This is a genomic window from Pseudomonas sp. R38(2017), assembly GCF_002112395.1.
GTDB lineage: Bacteria > Pseudomonadota > Gammaproteobacteria > Pseudomonadales > Pseudomonadaceae > Aquipseudomonas.
The window spans coordinates 15,084-39,884 of record NZ_NEHN01000013.1; the positions used below are offsets into that span (position 1 = coordinate 15,084).

At 61.0% G+C, this 24,801-nt stretch carries 20 protein-coding genes, 1 tRNA gene and 2 pseudogenes; 9 read left to right on the forward strand and 14 right to left on the reverse strand.

What is annotated here, in order from left to right; genetic code table 11:
* Nucleotides 1–108: 108 nt before the first annotated feature.
* A complete protein-coding gene (locus CAF87_RS26355; RefSeq protein WP_085709272.1) occupies nt 109–1,527 on the reverse strand; it encodes a short-chain fatty acid transporter in 1,419 nt (472 codons plus the stop codon).
* A 199-nt stretch (nt 1,528–1,726) separates the two neighbouring features.
* Here CAF87_RS26355 and CAF87_RS26360 point away from each other — a divergent pair, with 199 nt between their 5' ends.
* Nucleotides 1,727–3,040 (forward strand): MFS transporter, encoded by a 1,314-nt coding sequence (locus CAF87_RS26360; RefSeq protein ID WP_085733597.1) that lies wholly within the window; start codon nt 1,727–1,729, stop codon nt 3,038–3,040.
* A gap of 40 nt (nt 3,041–3,080) precedes the next feature.
* Here CAF87_RS26360 and CAF87_RS26365 read toward each other — a convergent pair whose 3' ends face one another.
* The gene (locus tag CAF87_RS26365) at nt 3,081–4,451 is read right to left on the reverse strand and encodes a gluconate:H+ symporter (protein WP_085733598.1); all 1,371 of its coding nucleotides are present in this window, start codon (nt 4,449–4,451) and stop codon (nt 3,081–3,083) included.
* Between the two features lie 328 nt (nt 4,452–4,779).
* Here CAF87_RS26365 and CAF87_RS29805 point away from each other — a divergent pair.
* From CAF87_RS29805 to CAF87_RS26385, 5 genes and pseudogenes are all read left to right on the forward strand, one after another.
* Nucleotides 4,780–5,418: pseudogene (locus CAF87_RS29805) on the forward strand (PAS domain-containing protein); the annotation flags it as partial.
* Between the two features lie 156 nt (nt 5,419–5,574).
* Nucleotides 5,575–6,006, forward strand: a pseudogene (locus CAF87_RS29810) (methyl-accepting chemotaxis protein); the annotation flags it as partial.
* 87 nt (nt 6,007–6,093) lie between these two features.
* Entirely contained in the window at nt 6,094–6,693 is a 600-nt protein-coding gene (locus CAF87_RS26375; RefSeq protein WP_085733600.1) for a flavin reductase family protein, read from the forward strand.
* A 91-nt stretch (nt 6,694–6,784) separates the two neighbouring features.
* A complete protein-coding gene (locus tag CAF87_RS26380; protein WP_085733601.1) occupies nt 6,785–7,345 on the forward strand; it encodes a DUF2975 domain-containing protein in 561 nt (186 codons plus the stop codon).
* Nucleotides 7,346–7,352: 7 nt separating this feature from the next.
* Nucleotides 7,353–7,574: a helix-turn-helix transcriptional regulator gene (locus CAF87_RS26385; RefSeq protein ID WP_085733602.1), complete on the forward strand. Its 222-nt coding sequence runs from the start codon at nt 7,353–7,355 to the stop codon at nt 7,572–7,574.
* A gap of 87 nt (nt 7,575–7,661) precedes the next feature.
* Here CAF87_RS26385 and ggt read toward each other — a convergent pair whose 3' ends face one another.
* Nucleotides 7,662–9,494 carry a gamma-glutamyltransferase gene (gene ggt, locus CAF87_RS26390; RefSeq protein ID WP_085733603.1) on the reverse strand — a complete coding sequence of 611 codons (1,833 nt, stop codon included), beginning with the start codon at nt 9,492–9,494 and terminating at the stop codon, nt 7,662–7,664.
* 154 nt (nt 9,495–9,648) lie between these two features.
* Between ggt and CAF87_RS26395 the strand changes: the two genes are divergently transcribed.
* On the forward strand, nt 9,649–10,755 hold the full coding sequence (locus CAF87_RS26395; RefSeq protein ID WP_085733604.1) for a DUF2817 domain-containing protein: 1,107 nt from the start codon (nt 9,649–9,651) through the stop codon (nt 10,753–10,755).
* A gap of 76 nt (nt 10,756–10,831) precedes the next feature.
* On the opposite strand, the gene CAF87_RS26400 is transcribed toward CAF87_RS26395, so the two are convergent.
* The 8 genes from CAF87_RS26400 to CAF87_RS26435 all read right to left on the reverse strand — a co-directional run bounded on the left by CAF87_RS26400 (nt 10,832) and on the right by CAF87_RS26435 (nt 18,188).
* Nucleotides 10,832–11,083, reverse strand: coding sequence for a bacteriocin immunity protein (locus CAF87_RS26400; protein WP_085733605.1), 252 nt, complete (start codon nt 11,081–11,083; stop codon nt 10,832–10,834).
* A gap of 6 nt (nt 11,084–11,089) precedes the next feature.
* Nucleotides 11,090–12,340: an S-type pyocin domain-containing protein gene (locus CAF87_RS26405; RefSeq protein ID WP_085733606.1), complete on the reverse strand. Its 1,251-nt coding sequence runs from the start codon at nt 12,338–12,340 to the stop codon at nt 11,090–11,092.
* 225 nt (nt 12,341–12,565) lie between these two features.
* Nucleotides 12,566–12,642 (reverse strand) — tRNA-Met (locus tag CAF87_RS26410).
* An 86-nt stretch (nt 12,643–12,728) separates the two neighbouring features.
* Nucleotides 12,729–14,183: an amidase gene (locus CAF87_RS26415; RefSeq protein WP_085733607.1), complete on the reverse strand. Its 1,455-nt coding sequence runs from the start codon at nt 14,181–14,183 to the stop codon at nt 12,729–12,731.
* Between the two features lie 61 nt (nt 14,184–14,244).
* The gene (locus CAF87_RS26420) at nt 14,245–15,300 is read right to left on the reverse strand and encodes an extracellular solute-binding protein (RefSeq protein ID WP_085733608.1); all 1,056 of its coding nucleotides are present in this window, start codon (nt 15,298–15,300) and stop codon (nt 14,245–14,247) included.
* Nucleotides 15,301–15,327: 27 nt separating this feature from the next.
* Nucleotides 15,328–16,134 carry an ABC transporter permease gene (locus tag CAF87_RS26425; protein WP_085709283.1) on the reverse strand — a complete coding sequence of 269 codons (807 nt, stop codon included), beginning with the start codon at nt 16,132–16,134 and terminating at the stop codon, nt 15,328–15,330.
* On the reverse strand, nt 16,134–17,054 hold the full coding sequence (locus tag CAF87_RS26430) for an ABC transporter permease (RefSeq protein ID WP_085709284.1): 921 nt from the start codon (nt 17,052–17,054) through the stop codon (nt 16,134–16,136). Before CAF87_RS26430 ends, CAF87_RS26425 begins: the two co-directional genes overlap by 1 nt.
* A gap of 15 nt (nt 17,055–17,069) precedes the next feature.
* Nucleotides 17,070–18,188 (reverse strand): ABC transporter ATP-binding protein, encoded by a 1,119-nt coding sequence (locus tag CAF87_RS26435; protein WP_085733609.1) that lies wholly within the window; start codon nt 18,186–18,188, stop codon nt 17,070–17,072.
* A gap of 225 nt (nt 18,189–18,413) precedes the next feature.
* Between CAF87_RS26435 and CAF87_RS26440 the strand changes: the two genes are divergently transcribed.
* Nucleotides 18,414–19,316 (forward strand): LysR substrate-binding domain-containing protein, encoded by a 903-nt coding sequence (locus tag CAF87_RS26440; protein WP_085733610.1) that lies wholly within the window; start codon nt 18,414–18,416, stop codon nt 19,314–19,316.
* Here CAF87_RS26440 and CAF87_RS26445 read toward each other — a convergent pair.
* Nucleotides 19,309–21,366, reverse strand: coding sequence for a methyl-accepting chemotaxis protein (locus CAF87_RS26445; protein ID WP_085733611.1), 2,058 nt, complete (start codon nt 21,364–21,366; stop codon nt 19,309–19,311). The two genes, CAF87_RS26440 and CAF87_RS26445, sit on opposite strands and share 8 nt — an antisense overlap.
* 333 nt (nt 21,367–21,699) lie before the next feature.
* On the opposite strand from CAF87_RS26445, the gene CAF87_RS26450 reads away from it, so the two are divergent.
* A complete protein-coding gene (locus CAF87_RS26450) occupies nt 21,700–22,917 on the forward strand; it encodes an MFS transporter (protein ID WP_085733612.1) in 1,218 nt (405 codons plus the stop codon).
* 63 nt (nt 22,918–22,980) lie between these two features.
* Here CAF87_RS26450 and ychF read toward each other — a convergent pair whose 3' ends face one another.
* Complete coding sequence (gene ychF, locus CAF87_RS26455; protein ID WP_085709288.1) at nt 22,981–24,081, reverse strand: redox-regulated ATPase YchF; 1,101 nt, start codon at nt 24,079–24,081, stop codon at nt 22,981–22,983.
* Nucleotides 24,082–24,103: 22 nt separating this feature from the next.
* Complete coding sequence (gene pth / locus CAF87_RS26460; RefSeq protein WP_007951726.1) at nt 24,104–24,688, reverse strand: aminoacyl-tRNA hydrolase; 585 nt, start codon at nt 24,686–24,688, stop codon at nt 24,104–24,106.
* Nucleotides 24,689–24,801: the final 113 nt, after the last annotated feature.

The window sequence follows — 24,801 nt, forward strand, 5'->3', positions numbered from 1 at the left end:
CTAGCAAGGGAATGTGACGGTTGGGTGACATTTCCAAGGCGCAGAAACAAATGAGGGAGCCAATACGCTAGCTCCCTCATGAGAATTACGCCTGAAGATGATTCCGAGTCATGGCATTACCGGCGGCGTATACGCCAATGTCGTCCCCAACGCCCACAGCAACAGCAGCACCAACGGTGTGTGCACCAGCAGTTGCACAAACGAGAAGCCGATCAGGTCTCGCGCTTTCAATCCCAGCACGCCCAGCAGTGGCAGCATGTAGAACGGGTTGATCAGGTTCGGCAGGGCTTCGGCGGCATTGTAGATCTGCACGGCCCAGCCCAAGTGGTATTTCAGGTCGGTGGCCACCTGCATCACGTAGGGTGCCTCGATGATCCACTTGCCGCCGCCGGACGGAATGAAGAAGCCGAGAATCGCCGAGTACACGCCCATCAGCAGCGCATAGGTGTCGTGGGAGGCGATGCTGACGAAGAAGGTCGAGATATGGTGAGCCAGAGTCTGGGCATCGGTGCCCTTGACCGTCGTCATTAGCGCGGCGATCGAGCCGTACAGCGGGAACTGGATCAGCACACCAGTGGTGGTCGGCACCGCCCGCGCCACCGCATCGAGGAAGCTGCGCGGGCGCCAGTGCAGCAAGGCACCGAGCATGATGAACAGGAAGTTGTAGGTGTTGAGCCCGGAAATCGCGGTGATGGCCGGTTTGGTCGAGAATTCGTGGAACAGCCATCCGGCTGCCAGCAGTACCAGCACGATGATCAGCAACGGGCTGTGCTCCAGCCATTCGCCGGGGCGGGTGCGCGGTTGCAGCGGCGGCAGGTTGAAGGCCGGGTCGATGCCGCAGGCCTTGGCGTCACGCGCCGAGTTCGGTCCGGGCGCGGTGGCGTAGGCGATGATGATCGAGATCACCACCAGCGCCAGCAGCATCACGCCCGACTGCCAGAGGAAAATCGTCTGAGTGAACGGAATCACCCCGGTGATCGACAGAATCGACGGCGGCAGGCTGGCGGGGTTGGCCTGCAGCTGTGCGGCAGACGACGACAAGCCCAGCGCCCACACGGCGCCAAGGCCCAGATAAGCCGCGGCTCCGGCGGCGCGGTAATCCATTTTCAGATCGGTGCGGCGGGCGAGGGCGCGCACCAGCAGGCCGCCGAATACCAGCGACAGGCCCCAGTTGAGCAACGACGCGACCATCGAGATCAGCGCGACCCAGGCCACGGCGGAGCGGCCGTTCTTCGGGATTCGCGCCAGACGATCGATCAGTTTTACCGCGGGCGGCGAACTGGCGACGACATAACCGCCGATTACCACGAAGGCCATCTGCATGGTGAAGGGGATCAGGCTCCAGAAGCCGTCGCCGAAGGCCATGGCGGCGTCGGTGGGTTTGGCGCCCATGGCCAGGGTGGCCAGCGCCACGATGATCACGGCGAGTGCGGCGAACACCCAGGAGTCGGGAAACCAGCGTTCGGCAAAACTGGAGCAGCGCAAGGCAAAGCGCGCAGAGCGACTATCTTCGATATCAACGGCCACGGGAGTACCTCGGATTTTTATGTTTATTGTGGTCTTCGGGGCTTGGCCGGCCCGTCTGGACAGGTGCCAACAGTAAATCAACCGGCGGATTTTTGTGACCGTGTTTTGCTGGATCAGACTATGGTCTAACGGGTTGTCCGGCGGCCCGTTTGCGTAGACCATGGGCGCCTTGGTTTTTTGCCTGCCAGAGTTCTTTGCCATGACTGCCCATTCCACTGCCCGACCGGCGCCGTTCAGCCGTTCCGACTACAAGACCCTCGGCCTTGCGGCCCTGGGCGGGGCGCTGGAGATCTACGATTTCATCATTTTCGTGTTCTTCGCCCTGACCCTCAGCCAGTTGTTCTTCCCGCCGGAAATGCCCGAGTGGCTGCGCCTGCTGCAAAGCTTCGGAATCTTTGTCACAGGCTATCTGGCGCGGCCACTGGGCGGGATCCTGATGGCGCATTTCGCCGACCGGCTGGGGCGCAAGAAAGTCTTCAGCCTGAGCATCCTGATGATGGCGCTGCCGTGCCTGCTGATCGGAATCATGCCGACCTACGCGCAGATCGGCTATTTCGCACCGCTGTTGCTGCTGGCGCTGCGCATCCTGCAAGGCGCGGCGGTCGGCGGTGAAGTGCCGAGCGCCTGGGTGTTCGTCGCCGAGCACGCACCGGTCGCGCATCGCGGTTATGCACTGGGTTTTCTGCAGGCCGGGCTGACCTTCGGTTACCTGATCGGTGCATTGACTGCGACGTTTCTCGCACAGGTGTTTACCCCGGCGGAAATCCTCGATTACGCCTGGCGTTATCCGTTCCTGCTCGGCGGCGTGTTCGGCGTGATCGGCGTGTACCTGCGTCGCTGGTTGAGCGAAACCCCGGTGTTCGTGGCCATGGAGGCGCAGCGTGAGGCGCGGGTCGAACTGCCGTTGCGCACGGTCTTGCGCGAGCATCGCCTGGCGATGCTGCCGGCCATGCTGCTGACCTGCGTACTGACTTCGGCGGTGGTGGTGTTCGTGGTCATCACCCCGACCATGATGCAGAAAACCTTTGGCATGTCCGCCGGCCACACCTTTGCCCTGAGCGCGTTGGGCATCGTGTTCCTGAACATCGGCTGCGTGATTGCCGGGCTGCTGGTCGATCGCCTCGGCGCCTGGCGCACGGTGATGCTTTATAGCCTGCTGCTGCCATTGGGCATCGGTGTGCTTTACAGCTGTTTGATCATGGGCGGCGATTGGGTGGGGCTGGCGTACGCCATCGCCGGTCTCGGCTGCGGTGTGGTCGGCGCCGTGCCATCGGTGATGGTCGGTCTGTTCCCGGCGCGTATCCGGGTATCCGGCATTTCCTTCACCTACAACATTGCCTACGCCGCATGGGCAAGCATCACACCGCTGCTGCTGATCGGTCTGATGCCGTGGAGCCCATGGATCTGTGTGATGTTCTGCACGGTGATGGGCGCGGTCGGCATCGTCAGCGCGGCGTACTTTGGTGTGCGCATGCCCGCAGGCGGGCGCCGTTCGGTGGCGCCCTGTTCCTGAAGGCTGGTTGACGTGACGGCGGCGCAGACTCGCGCCGCCGTCACGTCAACCAGTGCCACCACAGCAAGGTCCCCGCCAGACCCACCACCGAGACAATGGTTTGCAGGACCGACCAGACCCAGATCGTCTGTTTCAGTTGCAGGCCGAAGTACTCGCGAACCATCCAGAAGCCGGCGTCGTTCACGTGGCAGAAGAACACGGAGCCGGCGCCAATCGCCAGCGCCACCAGCGAACTTTGCGTCGCGGCGAGGCCCGCCATCATCGGCGCCAGAATCCCCGCCGTCGTCGTGGTGGCCACCGTCGCCGAGCCAGTGGCCTGACGCAGTGCCACGGCAATCAGCCAGGCCAGCAGCAGATACGGCATGTGCGCGCCTTCGGCGACTTTGCTGATGGTCTGGCTGACACCGGCATCCAGCAAGGTCTGCTTCAAGCCGCCACCGGCCCCGATGGTCAGCAACAGCACGGCAATCGGCGCGAGGCTTTTGCGCAGGGTGCCGCCGACATGTTCACGCGGCATGCCGTTGGCCCAGCCGAGGCAGATCACCGCTGCCATGACGGCAATGCCCAATGCCACCAAGGGTTCTCCGAGAAACTTCAGGGTCAGGGCGACGCTGCTTTCCGGGTTCATCGCGACTTTCGCCAGCGTGCTGCCGAGCATCAGCAACACCGGCAGCAGAATGATCAGCAGCGACATGCCGAAACTCGGCTGGCGCGGCGCTTTCGGCGGGGCGCTGAACAGTGCGCCAAGTTCTGCCGGCTCATCGACGTGCATGCGTTTCGACAGCCAGTTGCCGTAGATCGGTCCGGCCAGGATCACCGCCGGGATGGCGATGCTGAAGCCCAGCAACATGGTCAGCCCAAGGTCGGCTTGCAATGCGCTGACCGCGATCAACGGTCCGGGATGCGGCGGCATCAGGGCATGCAGCGTGGTCATTCCCGCCAGCGCCGGAATCGCGATTTTCAACAGCGGCTGACCGGAACGGCGGGCCATGACGAAGATGATCGGAACCATCATCACCAGTCCCACTTCGAAGAACAGCGGCAGGCCGATCACCATCGCCACCAGCGCCATGACCCACGGCAGGGACTTGCCTTTGCCCAGTCCAAGCAAGGTTGACGCAATGCGGTCGGCGGCGCCGGACTCGGCCATCAGCGCACCAAGCATCGAGCCCAGCGCGATGATGATCCCCGCTTCACCGAGAATAGCCCCGGCGCCTTTGCTGAACGCCTTGGCCACGTCCTCTGGCGGTAAACCCGCGCCGACGCCGGCGATGAATGTACCGATCAGGATCGATAGAAAGGGCGGTAGCTTGCTGGCGCTGATCAACACGATAATCGTCGCAATCGCCAGCAGGCAGCAGAGAATCAGGCGGGTGTCGTGAACCATCCAGGCAGCGGTCGATAAATCCAAAACGGAACTCCTTATCGGGCGGATAGCGGCAACATATTGTTGCAATTTGACTTGAGAGTACCTGATATGGCCGGGCCAGAGCGCCGGGTTTTGTATCCGTTCTGCGAGGGCGGATAAGGCCAATGGCTAATTGAGATTATTTTTGACTGGCCGGTCTCGATCGCTCTTCAGAAAAGATTTCCAAGGCCGATGGTTAGGCTGCATACCCGCTATCCATCCAGTCCATCGGTGCTTTCCCATGTTCAACAAACGCCTGAAGCAAGAGCTGGCGGCTCTTCGTGAAGAACTCTCCAGCCTTCTGCAAGTGAAGGAGAGCCTGGAAAGCGAGATGCTGGTGCTGACCCTTGAGCCCGACGGGCGGATTCAATCGGTCAACCAGAACTTCCTCAATGAAATGCTCTACAAGAGCCACGACCTGATCGGCCGCGCCATCGAAGACATCGTGCCGGCTCATGTGAAGTCCGACGAGTTTCATCACCGCTTCCGGGCCGCACTGAGCCGGGGCGAGCATTTCGCCGGCGCCGTGCGCCTGTCGCGCGGCAATGGCGAAGAGGCGTGGTTGCGTTCGATCGTCCAGCCGATCCGCTCTTCGGACGGGCGCATCAAGCATTTCTCGATTTTCTCCAGCGACCTGACCCGCACCATCGAAGCCTCACGCGAACACGAAAACCTGATCGGCGCACTGGTGCGTTCGACGGCGGTGATCGAGTTCGACCTCAACGGTAATGTGCTGAGCGCCAACGACCGCTTCCTTCAGGGCATGGGTTACAGCCTGGCGCAGATCAAGGGCAAACATCACCGTATGTTCTGCGAGCCGGATGAGTACAACAGCGCCGAGTACCAGAACTTCTGGCGCCGCTTGAACAATGGCGAGTACGTTGCCGGACGATTCAAGCGCGTCGATCACCATGGCCGGGTCGTCTGGCTGGAGGCGTCCTACAACCCTGTACTCGACGCCAATGAAAAACTCTACAAAGTGGTGAAGTTCGCCACCGTGATCACCGATCAGGTCAATCAGGAGCAAGCCGTCGCCGAGGCCGCCAACATTGCCTACAGCACGTCCTTGCAGACCGATGGCACCGCTCAGCGCGGCACCCGTGTGGTCACCGAAGCGGTCAACGTGATGCGCGACCTGTCGCGGCACATGCAGACCGCCGGCGAAGGCATCGAGGCGCTGAACGAGCAATCCCAGGTGATCGGCACCATCGTCAAGACCATCAGCGGCATTGCCGAGCAGACCAACCTGCTGGCGCTCAACGCCGCGATTGAAGCCGCCCGTGCAGGCGAGCAGGGCCGTGGTTTTGCGGTGGTGGCCGACGAAGTGCGGCAACTGGCCTCGCGCACCAGCCAGGCCACCGAGGAAATCGTCGGCGTGGTGCGTCAGAACCAGGACATGGCGCGTAACGCCGTGGCGCTGATGACCGACGGCAAGCTTCAGGCCGAGCAAGGGCTGGCGCTGGCGGCGGAGGCTGGCACGGTGATCGTCGAGATCCAGGATGGCGCGCAGAAAGTGGTGGACGCGGTCGGCCAGTTCGCCAACCAGCTATCCAACTGATGCTTGACAGGCGAAGGGATTGTCCATGGCAATCCCTTCGCTGTTTTTATCCCGCTACAATCGGCTCTTTTTCCCGGAGCAGATCCCATGAGCGAGTCCTTCCGTCGCCCGGTTCCCCTGAACAAAGCCTACCGTTTGCTCAACCACGGGCCGACCGTGCTGGTCAGTGCCGCTCACGACGGGCAGCGCAATATCATGGCTGCGGCCTGGGCCATGCCGCTGGATTTCGAGCCGCCGAAAGTCGCGGTGGTCCTCGATAAATCCACCTGGACCCGACAACTACTCGAGGCCTCGGGCTCCTTTGTCCTCAATGTCCCTTGCGTGAATCAGGCTGACATCGTGCAGACCGTCGGTTCGACTTCGGGCCTGGAAATCAATCGTGATCAAGGGCAGGACAAGTTCCATGCGTATGGCTTGCAGACCTTCGCTGGCGAGCAGGTCGAGGCACCGATGCTGGACGGTTGCGTGGCATGGCTCGAATGCCGCTTGCTGCCGGAGCCGCGCAATCACGAACAGTACGATCTGTTCCTGGCAGAGGTCATCGCCGCGCGAGCTGATTCGCGAGTCTTCAGCGATGGGCGTTGGCATTTTGAAGGACAAGATGAGCTGCGTACGCTGCATCACGTGGCCGGGGGCAACTTCCTGAAGATCGGTGATCCGGTGGTCGGTAAGAGTCTGGATATCTGAAATTTTTAATGTTTTGCAGCAATTAATTATTGTTATTCGATAATTTTAATCGCTAGTGTGGCGCTCACATTCATTCTTGTGAGGCTTTCCCATGACCACCAACAGGCTCGTGCAATTCAGTCGGCGCATGGCGACGATGACGTTGATTCTGATCGTCGTGATGCTGCTGCTCAATGCTGTCATATGGGTTTACCCACCGTTGGCGGAAAAGGAAGGCTGGGGACTGGGGTTTGCGCTGACCGAGCGCCAACTGTCGCAAATGGCCGACACCGCAACGCTGTTTCCGTTGTGGCAGAAGCTGGGCGGGCTCGTACTGTCGAGCATTCCCCTGCTGGCGCTTGCGTCGGGCCTGAACCATTTGCGCCGGCTGTTTCAGAGCTATGGGCGGGGTGAGTATTTCGCCCGTGAAACGGCCGGTCATCTGGGCAAGGTCGGGCGAGCCGTGGCGATTTGGGTGCTGCTGGATTTCCTCTGTGAGCCGATGCTCAGCCTGTGGATCACCCAGAATGCACCGGTGGGTGAGCGCTTGTTCACCTTGAGCATCACAGCTGCTTCGTTCGTCGCATTGTTCCTGGCCGCGTGTATCGCGGTGATTGCGCGGATCCTGTCTCAAGCCAGCGAAGTGGATCGGGAAAACCGCACGTTTATATGAGGTCGACATGCCAATCGTTATTCAACTGGATGTGATGCTCGCGCTGCGCAAGGTCAAATCCAAAGACCTTGCAGCGGCCATCGGCATTACCGAGGCCAATCTGTCACTGCTCAAACAGGGCAAGGTCAAAGGGCTGCGACTGGCGACGCTGGATGCCATTTGTGAGTACCTCAGCTGTCAGCCCGGAGATCTGCTGATTCGGGTGGCGGGTGAGAAGGGGGAAGCCTGAGGGTTTCAGTTGCCCGCTGAAATGGGTTCATGGACACACAAAAAAGGCTTACCTCTCGGTAAGCCTTTTTCAGTTGGCAGCACTGTTTCAATCCCCCAACGCTACCCCTTCACGCCGAGGATCTGCCCCACCTGCCAACGTTGCCTTCCCCTGTGCATTCTTGATCCGCACGATGGCCTGGGTGCCGCTGGTCATGTCAATTTCGCTGAAGGTATGGCCCTTGTCCTTGAGTGCCTGAATCAGTGCAGGGCTGAACTGGCCCTGTTCCAGTTCTGTCGGGCCGTTGCGGCTGCCGAAGTTGGGCAGGCTGATGGCGCTTTGCGGGTCGAGGTTCCAGTCGAGCAGGCCGACGGTGGTTTTGGCCACGTATTCGATAATCTGCGAGCCGCCCGGAGAGCCGACGGTGGCGACGAACTCGCCGCTGTTGCGGTCGAAGATCAGGGTCGGAGCCATCGACGAGCGCGGACGTTTGCCGGGTTCGACGCGGTTGGCGACTTTCTGCCCGTTTTCTTCGGGGATGAACGAAAAATCGGTCATCTGGTTGTTGAGCAAAAAACCCTGAACCATCAGGTGCGAGCCGAATGCCGCTTCGATGGTGGTGGTCATCGATACCGCGCCACCGAAGTCATCCACGGCCACCACTTGCGAAGTGGAGATGCGTAGCGGCGAGCGGTCCGGTGCGTAGGCAACCTGCACCCCCGGTGGTGTGCCCGGTTTGGCGCTGCCCATGCTGCGATCGCCGATCAGGCTGGCGCGGCTGGCCAGATATCCCGGGTCGACCAGGCCTTTGACCGGCACCGGCACGAAGTCGGTATCGGCCACGTATTGCGCACGGTCGGCGTAGGCCAGGCGCTCGGCTTCGGCGATCAGGTGCACGGCTTGCGGTGCCGGTTCGAGGCCCGCCGGTTTATCGGTCTTCACGGGTTTGAGTGGTGTCAGGGACAGGCGTGGATCGCGGGTCTCCAGGGCCTGCAAGGTGCCGAGGATTTGCGCCACTGCAATCCCGCCCGATGACGGCGGCGGCATCCCGCAAACCTGCCAGCGCTTGTAGTCGGTGCACAGTGGCGCGCGTTCCCTGGCCTGATAGTGCTGAAGGTCGTTCAGCGAAAGGCTGCCGGGGTTGGCGTGACCCTGAACCTTGGCCACGATCTCTTCGGCGATCGGGCCTTTGTACAGCGCGTCTGCACCTTCGTTGGCGATGCGTTTGAGCACTGCGGCCAACGCCGGGTTTTTCAGGCGCGTGCCGATGGCTTTGACGCTGCCGTCGCTGTTGAGGAAATACCTGGCCATGTCTGGTGAGCGGCGCACCACAGGGTCGGACTCCAGCAGCGAATGAAGTCTAGGCGAGATCGCAAAGCCCTGTTCCGCAAGGTTGATCGCCGGTTCGAACAACGTCGCCCACGGCAAACGGCCATGTTGTTTGTGCGCCAGTTCCAGCGCACGCATCACCCCCGGTATGCCGACGGAGCGTCCGCCGATCTGCGCCTGCGGGAACGGCATCGGTTTTCCATCAGCCTGCAGGAACAGCTTTTCGGTAGCGCCGGCCGGTGCGGTTTCGCGGCCATCATAGGTGCGCACCTGCTTGCCGTCCCACAGCACGATCATCGCGCCGCCGCCGATCCCGGAGGATTGCGGCTCGACCAGGGTCAGCACGGCTTGCATCGCAATGGCCGCATCGATGGCCGATCCACCTTTACGCAACATCTCGCGACCGGCTTCGGCGGCCAGCGGATTCGCAGCAGCGGCCATGTGTTTATCGGCATGACTGGCTTGCAGGCCTGTGCGGTAACCGGAGGCGGCTTCCGGTGCCAGCGGCAAGGTCGAGGAGGGCGGAGCGTTACAGGCGGCGAGGGTGATGGCGCTGACGATCAACGTCAGGGCCGGCAGGCGAAAGCGTTTCAGGGGCTGGGCTGGAAACACGCGGGGCTCTCCGTCCGTGGGATGAAAGTCTGACGGACTGTATCGGCCGACCGTGCAGGACGCAAACCGTCGGTATGTTTGTCCTTCATGCCTTGGCGAATTTTCTGTAGGGTCAGGCGCAAGCGTGAAGCCAGAACAATCCACAGAGGCCACTATGCACAGCGAGTTTCCGACCCACTCCAGCTACCGTCAGCAGCGCGAGCAGTTTCTTGCCGCCGCCACCGCGGCCGGTGCGACGCTCACTTCCTACGCCCATCCGCGTTGCGGGCCGTTTGGCGAGCCGTTGAGCACTGATGTGGCGGTGCTGGGGGATCCGCAAGCCAAACGGCGTCTGGTGGCGCTCAGCGGCACCCACGGGGTGGAGGGCTATTACGGTTCGGAATGTCAGATCGACTGGCTGAAGCATTTCACGGCGGATTCGCTACCGAAGGATGTGGCGGTGGTGATGATTCACCTGATCAACCCGTGGGGCACGGCGTGGCTGCGGCGGGTCAACGAAGACAATATTGACCTGAACCGCAATCATCTGGATTTCAACGAGCCCCTCCCGGACAACCAGGCCTACGCCGCGCTGCACGAAATTTACGCCTGCGCCGATTTGAACGGCCCCGAGCGACAGCGCGCCGATGCCTTGCTCGATGCGCAGATCGCCGAACACGGCTGGCCGGCGGTGATGTCGATTGTCGAGGGTGGTCAGCACAGCCATCCTGACGGACTGTTTTTCGGAGGCTTTGCCCCGAGCTGGTCGAATCGCACGCTGCACCAGGTCGTCGAGAATCATCTGGCCGGTGCCGAAACAGTGATGTGTTTCGACCTGCACACCGGGGCCGGCGAGTACGGTCATCCAATGCTGCTGACGATCACTCAGGCACCGTATCCGGCGCTGGCCCAGGCGCAATCAATCTATGGCCCGTGGCTCTACACGCTGCACACAGGCGCTGAAACCCTGAGTGAAACCGGTGTCGCGGCAACGGCTACCGGTTACACCTCGCAGGCATTGCTCAACGCGCTGCCGAATGTGCAGTTGATGCCGTTCGTGATCGAGTGCGGGACGTATCCGGGGCCGGACGTACATCGTTATCTGCGTGATGATCACTGGCTGCATCTGCACGGCGATCCACTGGATGCGACGGGGCGGGCGATCAAGTTGAGTCTGCTGGAGCAGTTCTATCCGGTGGATCCGGACTGGCGGGCGATGGTGGGGTTGCGCACGCGGCAGATCTGGGCGAAAGGGCTCAGGGCATTAGCAGGCGAGGGATAAACAAACGGCTTGCCTTTCGGTAAGCCGTTTGACTGCCTGGTGATGTGCGGCGGTTTTGACTATGGATGCCGGAGGGTTATTGCTTGAAGCTTGGCAGCCCGTTGGCAGCGCGCCAATCTTTTACGGTCTTCGCAATGCCCTCGGCAGAGTTGTCTTCTCCGGGTTCGGGATAAAAAATCAGGTCGGTGCCATCCGGGTGGCCGGTAAGCTTTCTGAATTGTGCCAGCAGCTCGCCAAGCTCCGTATCCGATCCGCTTTTGTTCGTGACACGTATTTTTTCGATGAAACGGATAAATTGGGTTTCAGTGTATTCAGATATTTTTTCCATGTGCGTTCACTGTCTTTTGTGTTGAAAGATGTGATTTTTAGGAGTGTTGATCCGGAGGTTGTCTATGTCGTAGACAGCGCCGCCATCAGCGATTCGCTCGACGTGGTGAATTTCAAATACTCCTCGTGTGCCTACAGACTCTCTGTCTCGAACCGCTGGCGCGTTGCCCGACATTAAACGATCTTGGGCATCCACATTGAACTGATCGAAAAGTTCTGGATCATCCCGCACGGCTTGCCAGAATGCTTTTCTGAACGCGTCGAAGTTTGAAAACTCCCTCCCTCTGAGTCTGTCTGCAATCCGCGTCGGAATCAGCGCTCCAATCCCTGTCCCCGCTCCCGCCAGCCATATCCCGGCAATATCCTCCCCAACCCCCGTCACCATCCCCGGCATCAACCTGGCCGGTTTCGAAAACACCACATACAACGACTTCAGCCCGGTCTCCGCCGGAAACACCAGAATACAATCCTCGGCGGTAATGTCTTCGCCGGGCAGGATTTCTATCTGGCTGTCGGTGTTCGCGGCGATCGGGTGGACGAGGATCGTGCTCAGTGGCTCGCCGTGCTCCGGATAAACCAGTGGCGGCATCGCTCCCAGCGGCCCGCGTTGTGGCGTCCACAGAATGGTGATGCCGTTGAGTTTGGCCTCCATGGCGGTCTTGTCGCTGTTCCACCGGACTTTTACGGTACGCACCGAGTCGTCGCCCGAGACACCGGTGTGGATGCCGTAGACCTGCATGACGCCTTCGGCATCGCGTCGGAACTGGAAGCGCACGCGAGTGGTTGCGCGAGACAAGGTGCGTAACTGATCGTCGGTGTAGAGCGTGCCGTCGCCCATTCGGGTCGGCAGCATCCCGAGGATGAACACACTGGCCGGGCCGCCGGCGCCTCGTATTGCCCAGTTCAGGCGTTGCTGCAGGATGCCACCACCAGCCATGCGCCCCAGAGCCAGATCGGCGCCGATTGCCTTGGCTGCGGCGGTACTGGCAGCGGGAAAGCGCATGGCGCCCGCGACCATGATCTTGCCAAAACCTGAGGCGGGTTCGGGTGTCGTGCCGGCCTCCGTTTGGCACCAGTTATCGGGTGTGCAGGATTTGGCAAATACCAGATCGTCGCGGGACTTCGGGGTGGGCCATTCGTCTGTCCGGATATAAACGGGTTCTGGCAGCGGGGGCGGAATCCATCCGCTCCATATAGCGTTCTCGCTCGGGCGTTTTCGACGCCACTCATCGTCGAAAAGGAATTTGTTCAGGTCCATGACCACTCGTTGTCTGTCCTGGAAGTCGAGACAGGGGAGCGTGTCGGTCAATCGGGATGGCGATCAAATCGACTTGCGCAGATGCAGGTGCCTGGACGAACGAAAAATCCTCTTCGTACGCCTTTTGCACCGGGCTCCTACAGAATCAGACCGATCCAGCGGGGAGGGCACTTTTCTCGAGGCATAAAAAAACGGCCTACCTTTCGGTAAGCCGTTTTTAGTACTTGGTGGCTACACAGGGACTTGAACCCCGGACCCCAGCATTATGAATGCTATGCTCTAACCAACTGAGCTATGTAGCCAAGTGGCGCGCATTATTCCCCTGAAATGGAAAAGCGTCAAGCGTAAATTTCAAAATTTTTTCTACGCTTTCAACCGTTTATCAAAATCAGGCGTTCAACAGTGGCGAAGGGCAGCGCTGGAACCAGCGACTGGCCTGCTCATACGCGTGCGCGAGTTGCAGAACGGCGAAGTCTGCCTGATGCCGGCCGATGATCTGCAGCCCCATCGGCAACCCCCGGGCATTGAAGCCGGCCTGGACGTTCGCCACCGGGCAACCGGATAACGTGCCGGGAATCACGACCTCCATCCAGCGATGATAAGTGTCCATGTTCACGCCCTCGATCGCGGTTGGCCACGGTTGCGTCTTGTCGAACGGGAAGACCTGCGCGCTGGGCAGCAGCAGGTAGTCGTACTGTTCGAACAAGCGTGAGATTGCCCGATACCAGTCGCTGCGCACCACCGAGGCGGCAAACACTTCGCTGGCCGAGAGCTTCAGACCGTTTTCCACTTCCCAGCAGGCTTCCGGTTTCAGCAGCGCCCGTTTCTGCGGATCGGCGTAAGCCGCGCCCAGGGAGCCAGCGACCATCCAGTGGCGCAAGGTGCGCCAGCTGCTCCACAGCTTTTCAGGGGCAAATTCCGGACGCGCCGACTCGATACGGCAACCCAGGTTTTCAAAGTCGGCAAACGTCTTTTCACACAACGCGAGGATGCCGTTCTCCATGGGCAGATACCCGTTGAAGTCGCCGAGCCAGCCGATCCGGGCGCCGGTGAAGTCGCGCTCCAGCGGTGCGGTAAAGACCTCACCGGATTCACGGATCGACAGCGGTGCCCGCGCATCGCCACCGGCCTGCACCGACAGCAGCATCGCGGCATCACGCACACTGCGCGCCATGGGCCCTTCATAGCCGAGTTGATCGAAGAACAGATCGGCGCTGTCATCGAACGGCACGCGGCCCTGAGACGGACGGAAACCGAAGATGTTGTTGAACGCTGCCGGGTTACGCAGCGAGCCCATCATGTCGCTGCCATCGGCCACCGGCACCAGATGCATCGCCAGTGCCGCCGCCGCGCCGCCACTGCTGCCGCCTGCGGTTTTGCTCGGGTCAAAGGCGCAGCCGGTGGCCCCGAACAACGGGTTGTAGCTCTGCGAACCGAGGCCGAATTCCGGGGTGTTGGTCTTGCCGATGATGATCGCGCCGGCAGCCTTGATCCGCTCGACCATGATGCCGTCACGCTCGGGAATGAAATTCTTGAACAGCGGTGAGCCCAGCGTGGTGCGGATGCCGCAGGTCAGCGACAGATCCTTGATGGCGTGGGGCAGGCCATGCATCCAGCCACGGTATTGGCCATGGCTCAGTTCGGCGTCCCGTGTGTCGGCCTGGGCCAGCAGATCTTCCGGCGCCTGCAAGCTGATCAGTGCGTTGACTGCCGGGTTGAACCGGTCGATGTGGGCAAGATAGGTCTGCATCACTTCGCGGCAGGAAACCTGGCGCAGGCGGATGCGTTCGGCGAGCTCGATGGCCGGCAACAGGACCAGTTCGCTGATGTTATTGGAGTTCATGACGACGGCGCCCTTCAGACGGCTGGAAAAACGCCCCGGCCTCGTGCCGGGGCGGTAGAAATCAACGCATCAGGTTGGTCCACAGACGATCGGCCAGACGGATCGCGCCTTCACCGCAGGTCTTGCTGAACACCACGTGGGTGCCCTCGGGAATATGCAGTTCCGGTGCATCCTTGAGGTTTGCATCGAGGAACGGTTCGACGCCTTTGATCGGGCTCTGATGCTTGAGGAAGTTCTGGGTCATCGCCGAGTTTTCCGGCTGGCTGAGAAACGCGATGAACGCCTTGGCATTCGCCGGGTTCTTGCTGCCGGCGGGGATGACCATGTTGTCGACCCAGGCCAGCACCCCTTCTTTCGGGTACAGGTATTTCAGGCTCGGTTTCATCTCGCGGGCGCGCATTGACGAACCGCCCCAGAACATCGACATATCGATTTCGCCCGAGGCGAGGTTCTCGCGGATCGAGCCGGCCTTGGAGCTGTAGGTTTTGACGAATGGCTTCTGCGCCTTGAGCAGCGTGAGGATCTGTTGCATCTGTTTCGGATCCTCGCTGCACAGCGGAATGTTCAGGTACAGGCTGGCCATGTCGACCATGTCGACCATGTCGCTGACCGAATCGAACATGTTGATCCGCCCCTGTAACTCGGCCGGCGGCTCATAAAGCACCTTGTAACTGTCGGCCGGGCCTTTGTAGCGGCCGCTGTCGAGCACCACGCTGGTGGTGCCCCAGATGAACGGCACCGAATAGGCGCCCTCCGGGTCCCAACTCGGTTTTTTCAGGTTGTCGACCACACTGGCGTAGTACGGCTCCTTGACCGGATCGAAGCGCTCCAGCAGGTTTTCCTTGATCAGGATCGGAATGAACTGGTGCGAGGGAATCGCCACGTCGTAACCGGCGCCGCCCTGTTTCAGTTTGGCCAGCAGCGTCTCGTTGGAGTCGTAGGAGTCGACGGTGACTTCGATGCCGCTCTGCTTCTGGAACTTGGCGAGAATCTCCGGTGAAAAGTAACCGCTCCAGCTCACCACGTTGAGTTTTTCGGCGGCCTGAACACTCCCGGCCATGACCAGCGGTACAGTCAGAAACAACGAAGTACCGACGCTTTTTATCCACTTGCTCATGCTATTTCCCCACGGTTCTTGGAAGGTTCAGGCGTTCTTTTTGCCCAGCAGGTAAGAGAGGCTGACAAACAGCACCGAGACGCCCAGGATCAGGGTCGACACGGCGTTGACGTCGGGTGTCACACCCATGCGCAACAGGCCGAAGATGAAGATCGGCAGCGTTGTGGTGCCGGCCTGGGAGACCATCATCGAGATCACGAAGTTATCCAGCGAGACGATGAAGGCCAGCATCAGCCCGGAGAAAATCCCCGGCATCAGCAACGGCAGGGTGACTTTGCGAAAGGTCCGCCACGGGCCGGCATACAGGTCGGCCGAGGCTTGTTCCAGCGACAGGTCCATGTCGTTCAGCCGGGCCCGGATCGGCAGGTAGGCAAACGGAATGCAGAACACCGTATGGGCGATGATCAGATTGCCGTAGCCGAGCGACAGGCCGATGGTGGAGAACAGCGCGAGCGTGGCGACGCCGACGACGATTTCCGGCAGCACCAGCGGTAGCATGATCGCGCCCATCGACAGTTGCAGGCCCTTGAATTTCGCACCCCGCGAGGTGCCGAGGGCCGCGAGGGTGGCAATCGCCGTGGCGACCATGCTGGCGCACACCGCGATCAGCAGGCTGTTGCCGGCCGCCTGGCGCAGCGCCTGATTGGCGAACGCGGCGCGATACCAGTCGAGGCTGAAACCGGTCCATACCGTGGCCGACTGGTTGGCGTTGAACGAGAACACCACCAGCACCACGATCGGCGCGTAGAGGTACAGGTAGAACAGGAAACTGAAGCCGCCGAATCCGGGGAAATCCTGTACGCCCAGTCCCTTGCGTTTGAACAGACCGATCATCACGCACCTCCTTTGGCGATGCGCTGGCGTTCGGCGCGCAAGGCATAAACCGTCAGCACCAGCATCACCGCCGCCATCAGCACCAGCGACAAGGCTGCGCCGAACGGCCAGTTACGGGCATCGCTGAACTGCCGGAAGATCAGGTTGCCGAGCATCATCCGCGTGCCGCCGCCGAGCAGTTCCGGGGCGATCATCGCGCCCAGGCACGGCACGAAGGTGAGAATGGCGCCGGCGAGAATTCCCGGTCTGGCGATCGGCAGTACCACTTTGCGCAAGGTGCGCAGGCGTCCGGCATACAGGTCCTGAGCGGCCTCGAGCAGACGGATATCCATTTTTTCCAGCGTGGCGTAGATCGGCAGAACCACGAAGGGTGCATAGGTATAAACCAGCCCCAGCAGCACGGCGCCGTCGGTGTACAGCAACTGCAGCGGCTCATGGATGACGCCCAGGCCCATCAGACTGTTATTGATCACCCCGGTGTTACGCAGCAACAGAATCCACGCGTAAGTGCGGATCAGCAGGTTGGCCCAGAACGGCACGGTGATCAGAAAGATCAACAGACCACGCCGATGCGCCGGTTGCATGGCCAGCCACACCGCTACCGGAAAACCGATAAGCAGCGTGATGACGGTGGTCAGGCCGGCAATCCCGACCGAGCGCAGGGCGATGATCAGGTAGGAGTCGGCGAAGGCCAGGCTGTCGTCCATTTGCCGTTCGAACAGCAGGGAGGTGTAGGCGTCGCTGCTGAACACCTTGTTGACCCCGCCGTAGGGGTTGGCTTCCATCAGCGAATAACCGATGACGATCAGGATCGGCACCACCAGAAACAGGGCGATGGCAATCAGCGCCGGGCTGACACCGAGGAAACTCTGGAACGCCCGTCGGCGTTCAAGCGTGTTGGTTATCGGTAAGGCGTGCATGACAACTCCTCGGGTTCAATCGTGCAGGACGCTGGCGCTTCCCCGGTCGAACAACAGACCGGCCTGACTGCCCACGGCAAAGCGCAGGCTCTGATCGACGCAGTTGGGCGTGCGCACGGTGAGGCGCGAACCGTCGCCGAGGCTGACCTGGTATTGCAGGTCGGTGCCCAGATAGATCTGCGCTTCGACCCGACATGGCAGCGCCGCCTCCGTGTTGGCCTGCACCAGGTGCAGGCGCTCGGGGCGCACCGACAGAGTCACGCTGGCACCCGGTTGCACGTCGTTGCACGGTTGCGCCGGCAGCGGATGACCGGCCGGCCCGGCGAACCACGCCATGCCGTCCTCGACGCGAGTGACGCTGGCCTGAATGAAGTTGGTTTCGCCGATGAAGTCGGCCACGAAGCGATTGCGCGGCCGTTCGTAGATGTCCTCCGGGCGACCGACTTGCTGCACTTCACCTTCGGACAGCACGGCGATGCGGTCAGACATGGTCAGCGCTTCTTCCTGGTCGTGAGTGACGAAGATGAAGGTGATGCCGGTCCTGGCCTGGATGGTTTTCAGCTCTTCGCGCATGGCCTGGCGCAGCTTGAGATCAAGTGCCGACAGCGGCTCGTCAAGCAACAGGACCTTGGGATGCGGCGCCAGAGCGCGGGCGAGGGCGACGCGCTGCTGCTGGCCACCGGAGAGTTGCGCCGGTTTGCGATTGGCGAAGCGCTCCATCTGCACCAAGGCAAGCATCTCGCGCACGCGCTCGGCAATCTGTGCCTTGTTCAGGACCTTGCCCATCGGGTGCGACTCAAGGCCGAAGGCCAGGTTTTCGGCGATGGTCATGTGCGGGAACAGTGCGTAGTGCTGGAACACCGTGTTGACCGGTCGCTGAAATGGCGGGCGCTCGGCGATGTTTTCGCCGTAGAGCAGGATCTCGCCCTGCGTCGGAAATTCGAACCCGGCAATCATCCGTAGCAGCGTGGTCTTGCCACAGCCGGAGGGCCCGAGAAGGGTGAAGAATTCGTTGTCGCGGATATCCAGATCGATGTTTTTCAACGCCACCGGACCGGTGGACGGATCGCCGTAGACCTTGCGCACCGAGCGGATCGACACCGCCAGTGTTTGCAGCGAATGCAGGGCATTCATGCGTTACCTCCGATTCCCCCATCGCCTGCGATTGCGCTGTTGGTCAGCGAATCTGTCGGGCCATGGATATTATTTTTCTGGGCAGGATCGAGATTGTGTACGGGTGAAACCAGCTGTTTTGTTGTTCTGCTGTGGCTCGATTATCGGCGAGGGGTTGCGCGGGGCGAAACTTCAATTTAAACATGGCAGGTGTTAGTTAATTTAATACCGACAGGTGCCAGGAACATGCCCGACCACCGTTTGCCACCACTCAATGCAGTGCGTGCGTTCGATGCCGCTGCCCGCCTGGGCAGCTATGTCGAGGCGTCGAAAGCCTTGCACGTGACTCAGCCGGCGATTGGCCGGCATGTGAAGCTGCTGGAGGACTGGCTGGGCATTCAGCTGTTCGAACGCACGTCGCGCGGGGTCAAGCTGACGCCGGCCGGTGAGAAGTACCACCGCAAGATCACGGCCGCCCTGCAGTTGATCATCGAGGCCGGCAAGGAGGCACGTCCCAAAGAGGCCGAACGCTGGCTGCGGATCATGGTGGTGCCGGGTTTTGCCAAGCGCTGGCTGATGCCACGCATCGAGGCCATGCGTCACTTGCGTCCGGGGTTGAAGTTTGCCATTGAACCGAACTCGACCTTCACCGAAGTGGATGGCAAAAGCGCCGATCTCGGCATCGTCTACGGTCTCGACGGGCAGTACGCGGACTCCCGTGAAGCGTTGATCTGTCCCCGGGTGTTTCCGATCTGCACCCCGCAATATCTGGCAAGCATCGAGCCGCTCAGTGGTCCGGCCGATCTGGTCCGGCACGAGTTGATCCACGTCGACGACGGCGAGTGGTGGAACCTTTGGTTCGCCGCCCATGACCTGGATATTCACCTCAATTCCGACATGCTCTACGTCAACAACGATCACGCGTTATCGGTGGCCGAGAGCGGGCAGGGCATCGCGTTGGCCAATGAGGTGCTGGTTCGCGAAGAACTCAGGTCCGGCAAACTGGTGCGCGCAGTGGAGGCTCAGGTGAAGCTGGAAAGCTATCGGGTGCTGACGCCGTCCGCCGAACTGTCGGCGGATGCGGCGTGGTTCATTCAATGGCTCAAGTCTGAGCTGGAACAGGACTTTCCCGAAGCGTTGATCAACTGAGCCGGAAGCGTGCGGTGTTGTCACTCAAGGCCTTGCTGCCCTGGCTCAAGGTGTCTGCCGCCAGGTTGACTGCTCGTGCGCCGTCGAGCAGGCGAACCGCCGCCTGATCCACCTGCTGGATATTGCCGCTGACCTCATCGGCGGTGCTCGCCTGTTCTTCGACCGCCGTGGCGATCTGGGCGAGGGTGTCGGTGACGCTTTGCACGGCGCTGGCGATTTCCCCCAGGCGTTCACCAAGTCCGGTGACCGCTTCTGCGTCTGATTGCGCCTGGCCGCACGCAGCCTCCATCAGGCTCACGGCTTCGTTGACCGTGTTGCGCAGACTGTCGACCGTCGCGGCGATCTGCGCCGTGGACGATTGCGTACGTTGCGACAGGCTGCGCACCTCGTCGGCCACTACGGCAAAACCGCGACCCTGTTCACCGGCACGAGCGGCCTCGATGGCCGCGTTAAGCGCCAGCAGGTTGGTCTGCTCGGCGACGCCGCGAATAGTGTCGACCACCAGTTGTATCTGCTGCCCTTGCTCGCTGACCCGGCCCAGCGCCGCTGCAGTTTCGTTCAGGCGCTGATTGAGCTGTTGAATGCTCGCCGTGGTGCGTTGGCTGTCGCGGCTGCTGTCGGCAGCGATGCGCCGTGTTTGCTGGGCGCTGCCGGAGGCCTGTTCGCAACTCTGTGCGACGCCCTGGGAGGTGGCCGCCAATTGCGTGGCCGCTGCAGCGATCTGGCTGATCTGCAATTGCTGCGCTTCGACTTCGCTGAGAGCGCCGCTGGAGTGATCGTTGAGGCTGCGCACCGCGTTGCTCACTTGCGAAGTCTCGTGATCGACACCTAGCAAGCTGGTGCGCAGTTGCACCACGGCCACGTTGAGCGCGGTGCTGATCGAGGCCAGTTCATCTCGGCCCACGACAGGCACTTGCAGGCTCAGGTTGCCGTCGCGCAAGGCTTCGGCGAGCACCGTAATACCGCTGGCGCTGCGACGGATTGAGGCTTGCAGGCAGACGAACAAATAGAGTGCTGCCAACAACAAGCAACCGAAGACCGTCGCCACAATGATGAACTGACGAATCGAGGAGCTGTGGTAATCGTCCAGGCGCTGATCGAGCGACACCAGCGATTGCTGTCGCAGCGTGGCGAGGTTGCCGAGCAGGGCGTCCAGGCTGCGCTCGAAGTCTTCCGGTTTGAGATTGATGCTGCCGCCGAACACGCCGTCATCCAGCACTTTCAAACCGGCATCCAGTTGCTTGAGGCTGTCGTGGTACTGCCCGACCCAACCTTGCAGGGCTGGCGGCAGACGCGCCTCGAGCAGGTTTGCGGTTTTCACCAGCTGCTCGCGGGCATCGCCGATGCGGCTGCGCAGGTCGCGCAGTTGCAGACGGCTTTGCAGGGTGAACTGACCGGACACCACAGACGCCTGACCGACGGCTGCCAGCCGCCCGACGCGTTCGATCAGGTCCGGTGCATGTTGAGTGGAAATCTGCGTCAGCAGATAGGTTTCCAGCCACGGTGCAAGGATCAGGCGATTGTCCATCGCGATCTGCTCGCGCAAGGCTTGCAGGGCGCTGAGGGCATTGGTGAACCGGTCGTAACCGTCCGGCCACCAACCGACACCGGAAAGGCTTTTCGAGTCCAGACCATCGAGCGCGGCTTGCAGGGCCTGATAGCGAGCCAGGGTTTCGCCTTCCGCGCCTTCGGCTTGCAGGGCATTGCCCAAGTCCACTGTCGCTTGGGCAACAGCGGGTTGTACGCCATCGAACGCAGCCATCGCGGCAAGGGTCGCGGGAGTCGGCTGGCGGTTGGTTTCCGTGGCGCGCCAGCGGGCGGCGCGGTCGCGTTGGGCGGCGAGCAGGTTGTCGAGTGCATCGAGGGCGAGCAATTGCCGCACACCGGCGCGCTCGCCGGCGATCAGGTTGAGTTTGTCGCGATAGTCCTGGCCGATCATCAACAGGCTGCCGGCCAAAGGCAGGATAAACAGTAGAAACAACAACTGGAATTTACGCGCGAAGCCAAACCGCCCCAGTAATCCGATCCCCGGTGATAAAAAAGCCTGCATGCCTCATGACTCCTCTGGACACCACGCACCATCGGCGTGCATCGCGGTCGTTGCGACCGGGATTGGTGCCCTGCTAAAAGGCCTCGAAAGTTCACCCTTGCCCGCTCTGTAGGCCGGCTCTGTAGCGAAACTTCCCATTCTCGATGCCCTTTGTAAGGGCGCCGCGTTCAAGCGGATAAGCAAGGCAAGATTCAGACCATGGCGTTGCGCTATCACTTGCGGCGCGACGACTGAATAGTTCGTTAGCTGGCTAAGGGGATGGCGCTGGCGCACCGAAAAATGGCACATTGACGCACCTGCCTGCGTGCACCCATCTGCTGTACGGAAACTCCCATGGCTATCAGCAACGTTCAGACCGCCGCTGCGTCGGCGTCCGCTCCTCCCCAAAGCAGTCCACTGGTAATGCGCATCATCGGCGCGGTGGCGCTGGCACATTTGATCAACGACCTGATCCAGTCAGTGCTGCCCTCGATCTATCCGATGCTCAAGGCCAACTACGGCTTGAGCTTCACCCAGGTCGGCCTGATTACCCTGACCTTTCAATTGACCGCTTCGCTGTTGCAGCCGTGGGTCGGTTATCACACTGACCGGCACCCGAAACCGTGGCTGTTGCCGGCCGGGTCCGTGTGCACGCTGGTCGGCATTGTGATGATGTCGATGGTCGGCAGTTTCCCGCTGATTCTGCTGGCGGCAGCGCTGATCGGGATCGGTTCTTCGACCTTTCACCCGGAAGCTTCTCGTATTGCACGGCTGGCCTCCGGTGGGCGTTTCGGGTTGGCGCAATCGACCTTCCAGGTCGGCGGTAACGCCGGTTCGGCGTTCGGTCCGTTGCTGGCAGCGGCGATCATTATTCCCTTTGGACAGGGCAACGTGGCGTGGTTCGGGCTGTTCGCGGTGTTTGCGCTGTTTGTGCTGTACCGCATCAGTCGCTGGTATGCCCATCACCTGAACCTGTTCAAGCTCAAAGCCGGGCAAGCCGCCACTCATGGACTGTCGAAGGGCAGGGTGGTCAGCGCGCTGGTGGTGCTCGGGTTGCTGGTGTTCTCCAAGTATTTCTACATGGCCAGCCTGACCAGTTACTTCACCTTCTACCTGATCGAGAAATTCGACCTGTCGGTGGCCAGTTCCCAGTTGCACCTGTTCCTGTTCCTCGGCGCGGTGGCGGCGGGCACGTTCTTCGGCGGGCCGATTGGCGACAAGATCGGCCGTAAGGCGGTGATCTGGTTCTCGATCCTTGGCGTGGCGCCGTTCACCTTGCTCATGCCGCATGTCGATCTGTTCTGGACCACCGTGCTGAGTGTGGTGATCGGCTTTATCCTGGCGTCGGCGTTCTCGGCGATTGTGGTGTACGCGCAGGAACTGGTGCCGGGCAACGTCGGAATGATTGCCGGCGTGTTCTTTGGGTTGATGTTCGGCTTTGGCGGGATTGGTGCGGCGTTGCTCGGGCATCTCGCGGACATTCACGGCATCGAGTACGTGTACTTCCTGTGCTCGTTCCTGCCGTTGTTCGGGGTATTGGCGATCTTCCTGCCAAGAACCAAAAAGGCCTGACGGGCTGAATTTCAGGCACAAAAAAGCCGCGTATCGAGCGCGGCTTTTTCTTGGGTGGAGCTTTTACACGTTGAAGCGGAAGTGCATCACGTCGCCGTCCTTGACGATGTAGTCCTTGCCTTCCAGACGCCATTTACCGGCTTCCTTGGTACCGGCTTCGCCCTTGTACTGGATGAAGTCGTTGTAGGCGATCACTTCGGCGCGGATGAAGCCTTTTTCGAAGTCGGTGTGGATCACGCCGGCGGCTTGTGGTGCGGTGGCACCGACGCGGACGGTCCAGGCGCGGACTTCTTCGACACCGGCGGTGAAGTAGGTCTGCAGGTGCAGCATTTCGTAGCCGGCGCGGATCACGCGGTTCAGGCCAGGCTCTTCCAGGCCCAGGGCCTCGAGGAACATGTCTTTCTCTTCACCGTCGTCCAGCTCGGCGATTTCCGCTTCGATCTTGTTGCAGACCGGAACGACCATGGCGCCTTCTTCTTCAGCGATGGCCTTGACCACGTCCAGGTGCGGATTGTTCTCGAAACCGTCTTCAGCGACGTTGGCGATGTACATGACCGGCTTGGTGGTCAGCAGGTGGAAGCCCTTGATGATCGCCTTTTCGTCGGCGCTCATGTTCTTCATCAGGCTGCGTGCAGGCTTGCCTTCGGTGAAGTGCGGGATCAATTGCTCCAGCAGAGCCTTCTGGGCCACTGCGTCCTTGTCACCGCCCTTGGCGTTGCGCGCGACTTTCTGCAGTTGCTTCTCGCAGCTGTCGAGGTCGGCGAAGATCAGTTCCAGGTCGATGATTTCGATGTCGCGCTTCGGGTCGACGCTGTTGGAAACGTGGATCACGTTTTCGTCTTCGAAGCAGCGCACGACGTGAGCGATCGCGTCGGTTTCGCGGATGTTGGCCAGGAACTTGTTGCCCAGACCTTCACCTTTCGACGCGCCGGCCACCAGGCCTGCGATGTCGACGAATTCCATGGTGGTCGGCAGGATGCGCTTCGGATTGACGATTTCCGCCAGAGCATTCAGGCGTGGGTCCGGCATCGGCACGATACCGCTGTTCGGCTCGATGGTGCAGAAGGGAAAGTTCTCGGCCGCGATCCCGGATTTGGTCAGGGCGTTGAACAGGGTGGACTTGCCGACGTTAGGCAGGCCGACGATGCCGCAATTGAATCCCATGGTGTTTCCCCTCGGATTAGAGTCAGGCCTTCTGGCTGTGCAGGTTTTTCATCGCGCGGTTCCATTCACCGGCGAGGATATCCGGCAGCACGCCGAGGGCAAAGTCGATGCTGGCATCGAGTTTTTCCTGTTCGGCGCGTGGCGCACGACCCAGGACGAAATTTGAAACCATACTGGCGACGCCGGGGTGGCCGATGCCAAGCCGCAGGCGGTGGAACGTATTCTGATTGCCCAATTGCGCAATGATGTCGCGCAACCCGTTGTGACCGCCATGGCCGCCGCCCACCTTGAGTTTCGCGACGCCCGGAGGCAGATCGAGTTCGTCGTGCGCCACCAGGATCTCTTCGGGCTTGATGCGGAAGAAACCGGCGAGTGCCGCCACGGCCTGGCCGCTACGGTTCATGTAGGTGGTGGGAATCAGCAGACGAACGTCCTGACCCTGATGCGAAAAACGCCCGGTCAGGCCGAAATACTTGCGATCGGCCACGAGATTCACATTCTGTGCGTGGGCGATGCGCTCAACAAAAAGGGCCCCTGCGTTATGCCGGGTCTGTTCGTATTCGGCACCCGGATTTCCCAGGCCAACGATCAGTTTGATGGCAGTCACGATAGGGGCCCTTCCTTGGAGTGGTGGATAACATCGCCGCGATCGGGGAAGGCGGCGAAAGTGGACGAAAAATGCTCATTTACCATGGATGTAAACTCCGCGTTCCCGCCCGC

Bases quoted from the DNA above. Each gene is read 5' to 3' on its own strand.
- CAF87_RS26395 (WP_085733604.1), top strand. From the start codon at position 9,649: ATGCACAGCGAGTTTCCGACCCACTCCAGCTACCGTCAGCAGCGCGAG.
- CAF87_RS26440 (WP_085733610.1), top strand. From the start codon at position 18,414: ATGCCCGACCACCGTTTGCCACCACTCAATGCAGTGCGTGCGTTCGAT.
- ychF (WP_085709288.1), bottom strand. From the start codon at position 24,081: ATGGGATTCAATTGCGGCATCGTCGGCCTGCCTAACGTCGGCAAGTCC.
- CAF87_RS26405 (WP_085733606.1), bottom strand. From the start codon at position 12,340: ATGGACCTGAACAAATTCCTTTTCGACGATGAGTGGCGTCGAAAACGC.
- CAF87_RS26415 (WP_085733607.1), bottom strand. From the start codon at position 14,183: ATGAACTCCAATAACATCAGCGAACTGGTCCTGTTGCCGGCCATCGAG.
- CAF87_RS26385 (WP_085733602.1), top strand. From the start codon at position 7,353: ATGCCAATCGTTATTCAACTGGATGTGATGCTCGCGCTGCGCAAGGTC.
- CAF87_RS26425 (WP_085709283.1), bottom strand. From the start codon at position 16,134: ATGATCGGTCTGTTCAAACGCAAGGGACTGGGCGTACAGGATTTCCCC.
- CAF87_RS26420 (WP_085733608.1), bottom strand. From the start codon at position 15,300: ATGAGCAAGTGGATAAAAAGCGTCGGTACTTCGTTGTTTCTGACTGTA.
- CAF87_RS26445 (WP_085733611.1), bottom strand. From the start codon at position 21,366: ATGCAGGCTTTTTTATCACCGGGGATCGGATTACTGGGGCGGTTTGGC.
- CAF87_RS26435 (WP_085733609.1), bottom strand. From the start codon at position 18,188: ATGAATGCCCTGCATTCGCTGCAAACACTGGCGGTGTCGATCCGCTCG.
- CAF87_RS26400 (WP_085733605.1), bottom strand. From the start codon at position 11,083: ATGGAAAAAATATCTGAATACACTGAAACCCAATTTATCCGTTTCATC.
- CAF87_RS26430 (WP_085709284.1), bottom strand. From the start codon at position 17,054: ATGCACGCCTTACCGATAACCAACACGCTTGAACGCCGACGGGCGTTC.
- CAF87_RS26450 (WP_085733612.1), top strand. From the start codon at position 21,700: ATGGCTATCAGCAACGTTCAGACCGCCGCTGCGTCGGCGTCCGCTCCT.
- CAF87_RS26360 (WP_085733597.1), top strand. From the start codon at position 1,727: ATGACTGCCCATTCCACTGCCCGACCGGCGCCGTTCAGCCGTTCCGAC.
- CAF87_RS26380 (WP_085733601.1), top strand. From the start codon at position 6,785: ATGACCACCAACAGGCTCGTGCAATTCAGTCGGCGCATGGCGACGATG.
- CAF87_RS26375 (WP_085733600.1), top strand. From the start codon at position 6,094: ATGAGCGAGTCCTTCCGTCGCCCGGTTCCCCTGAACAAAGCCTACCGT.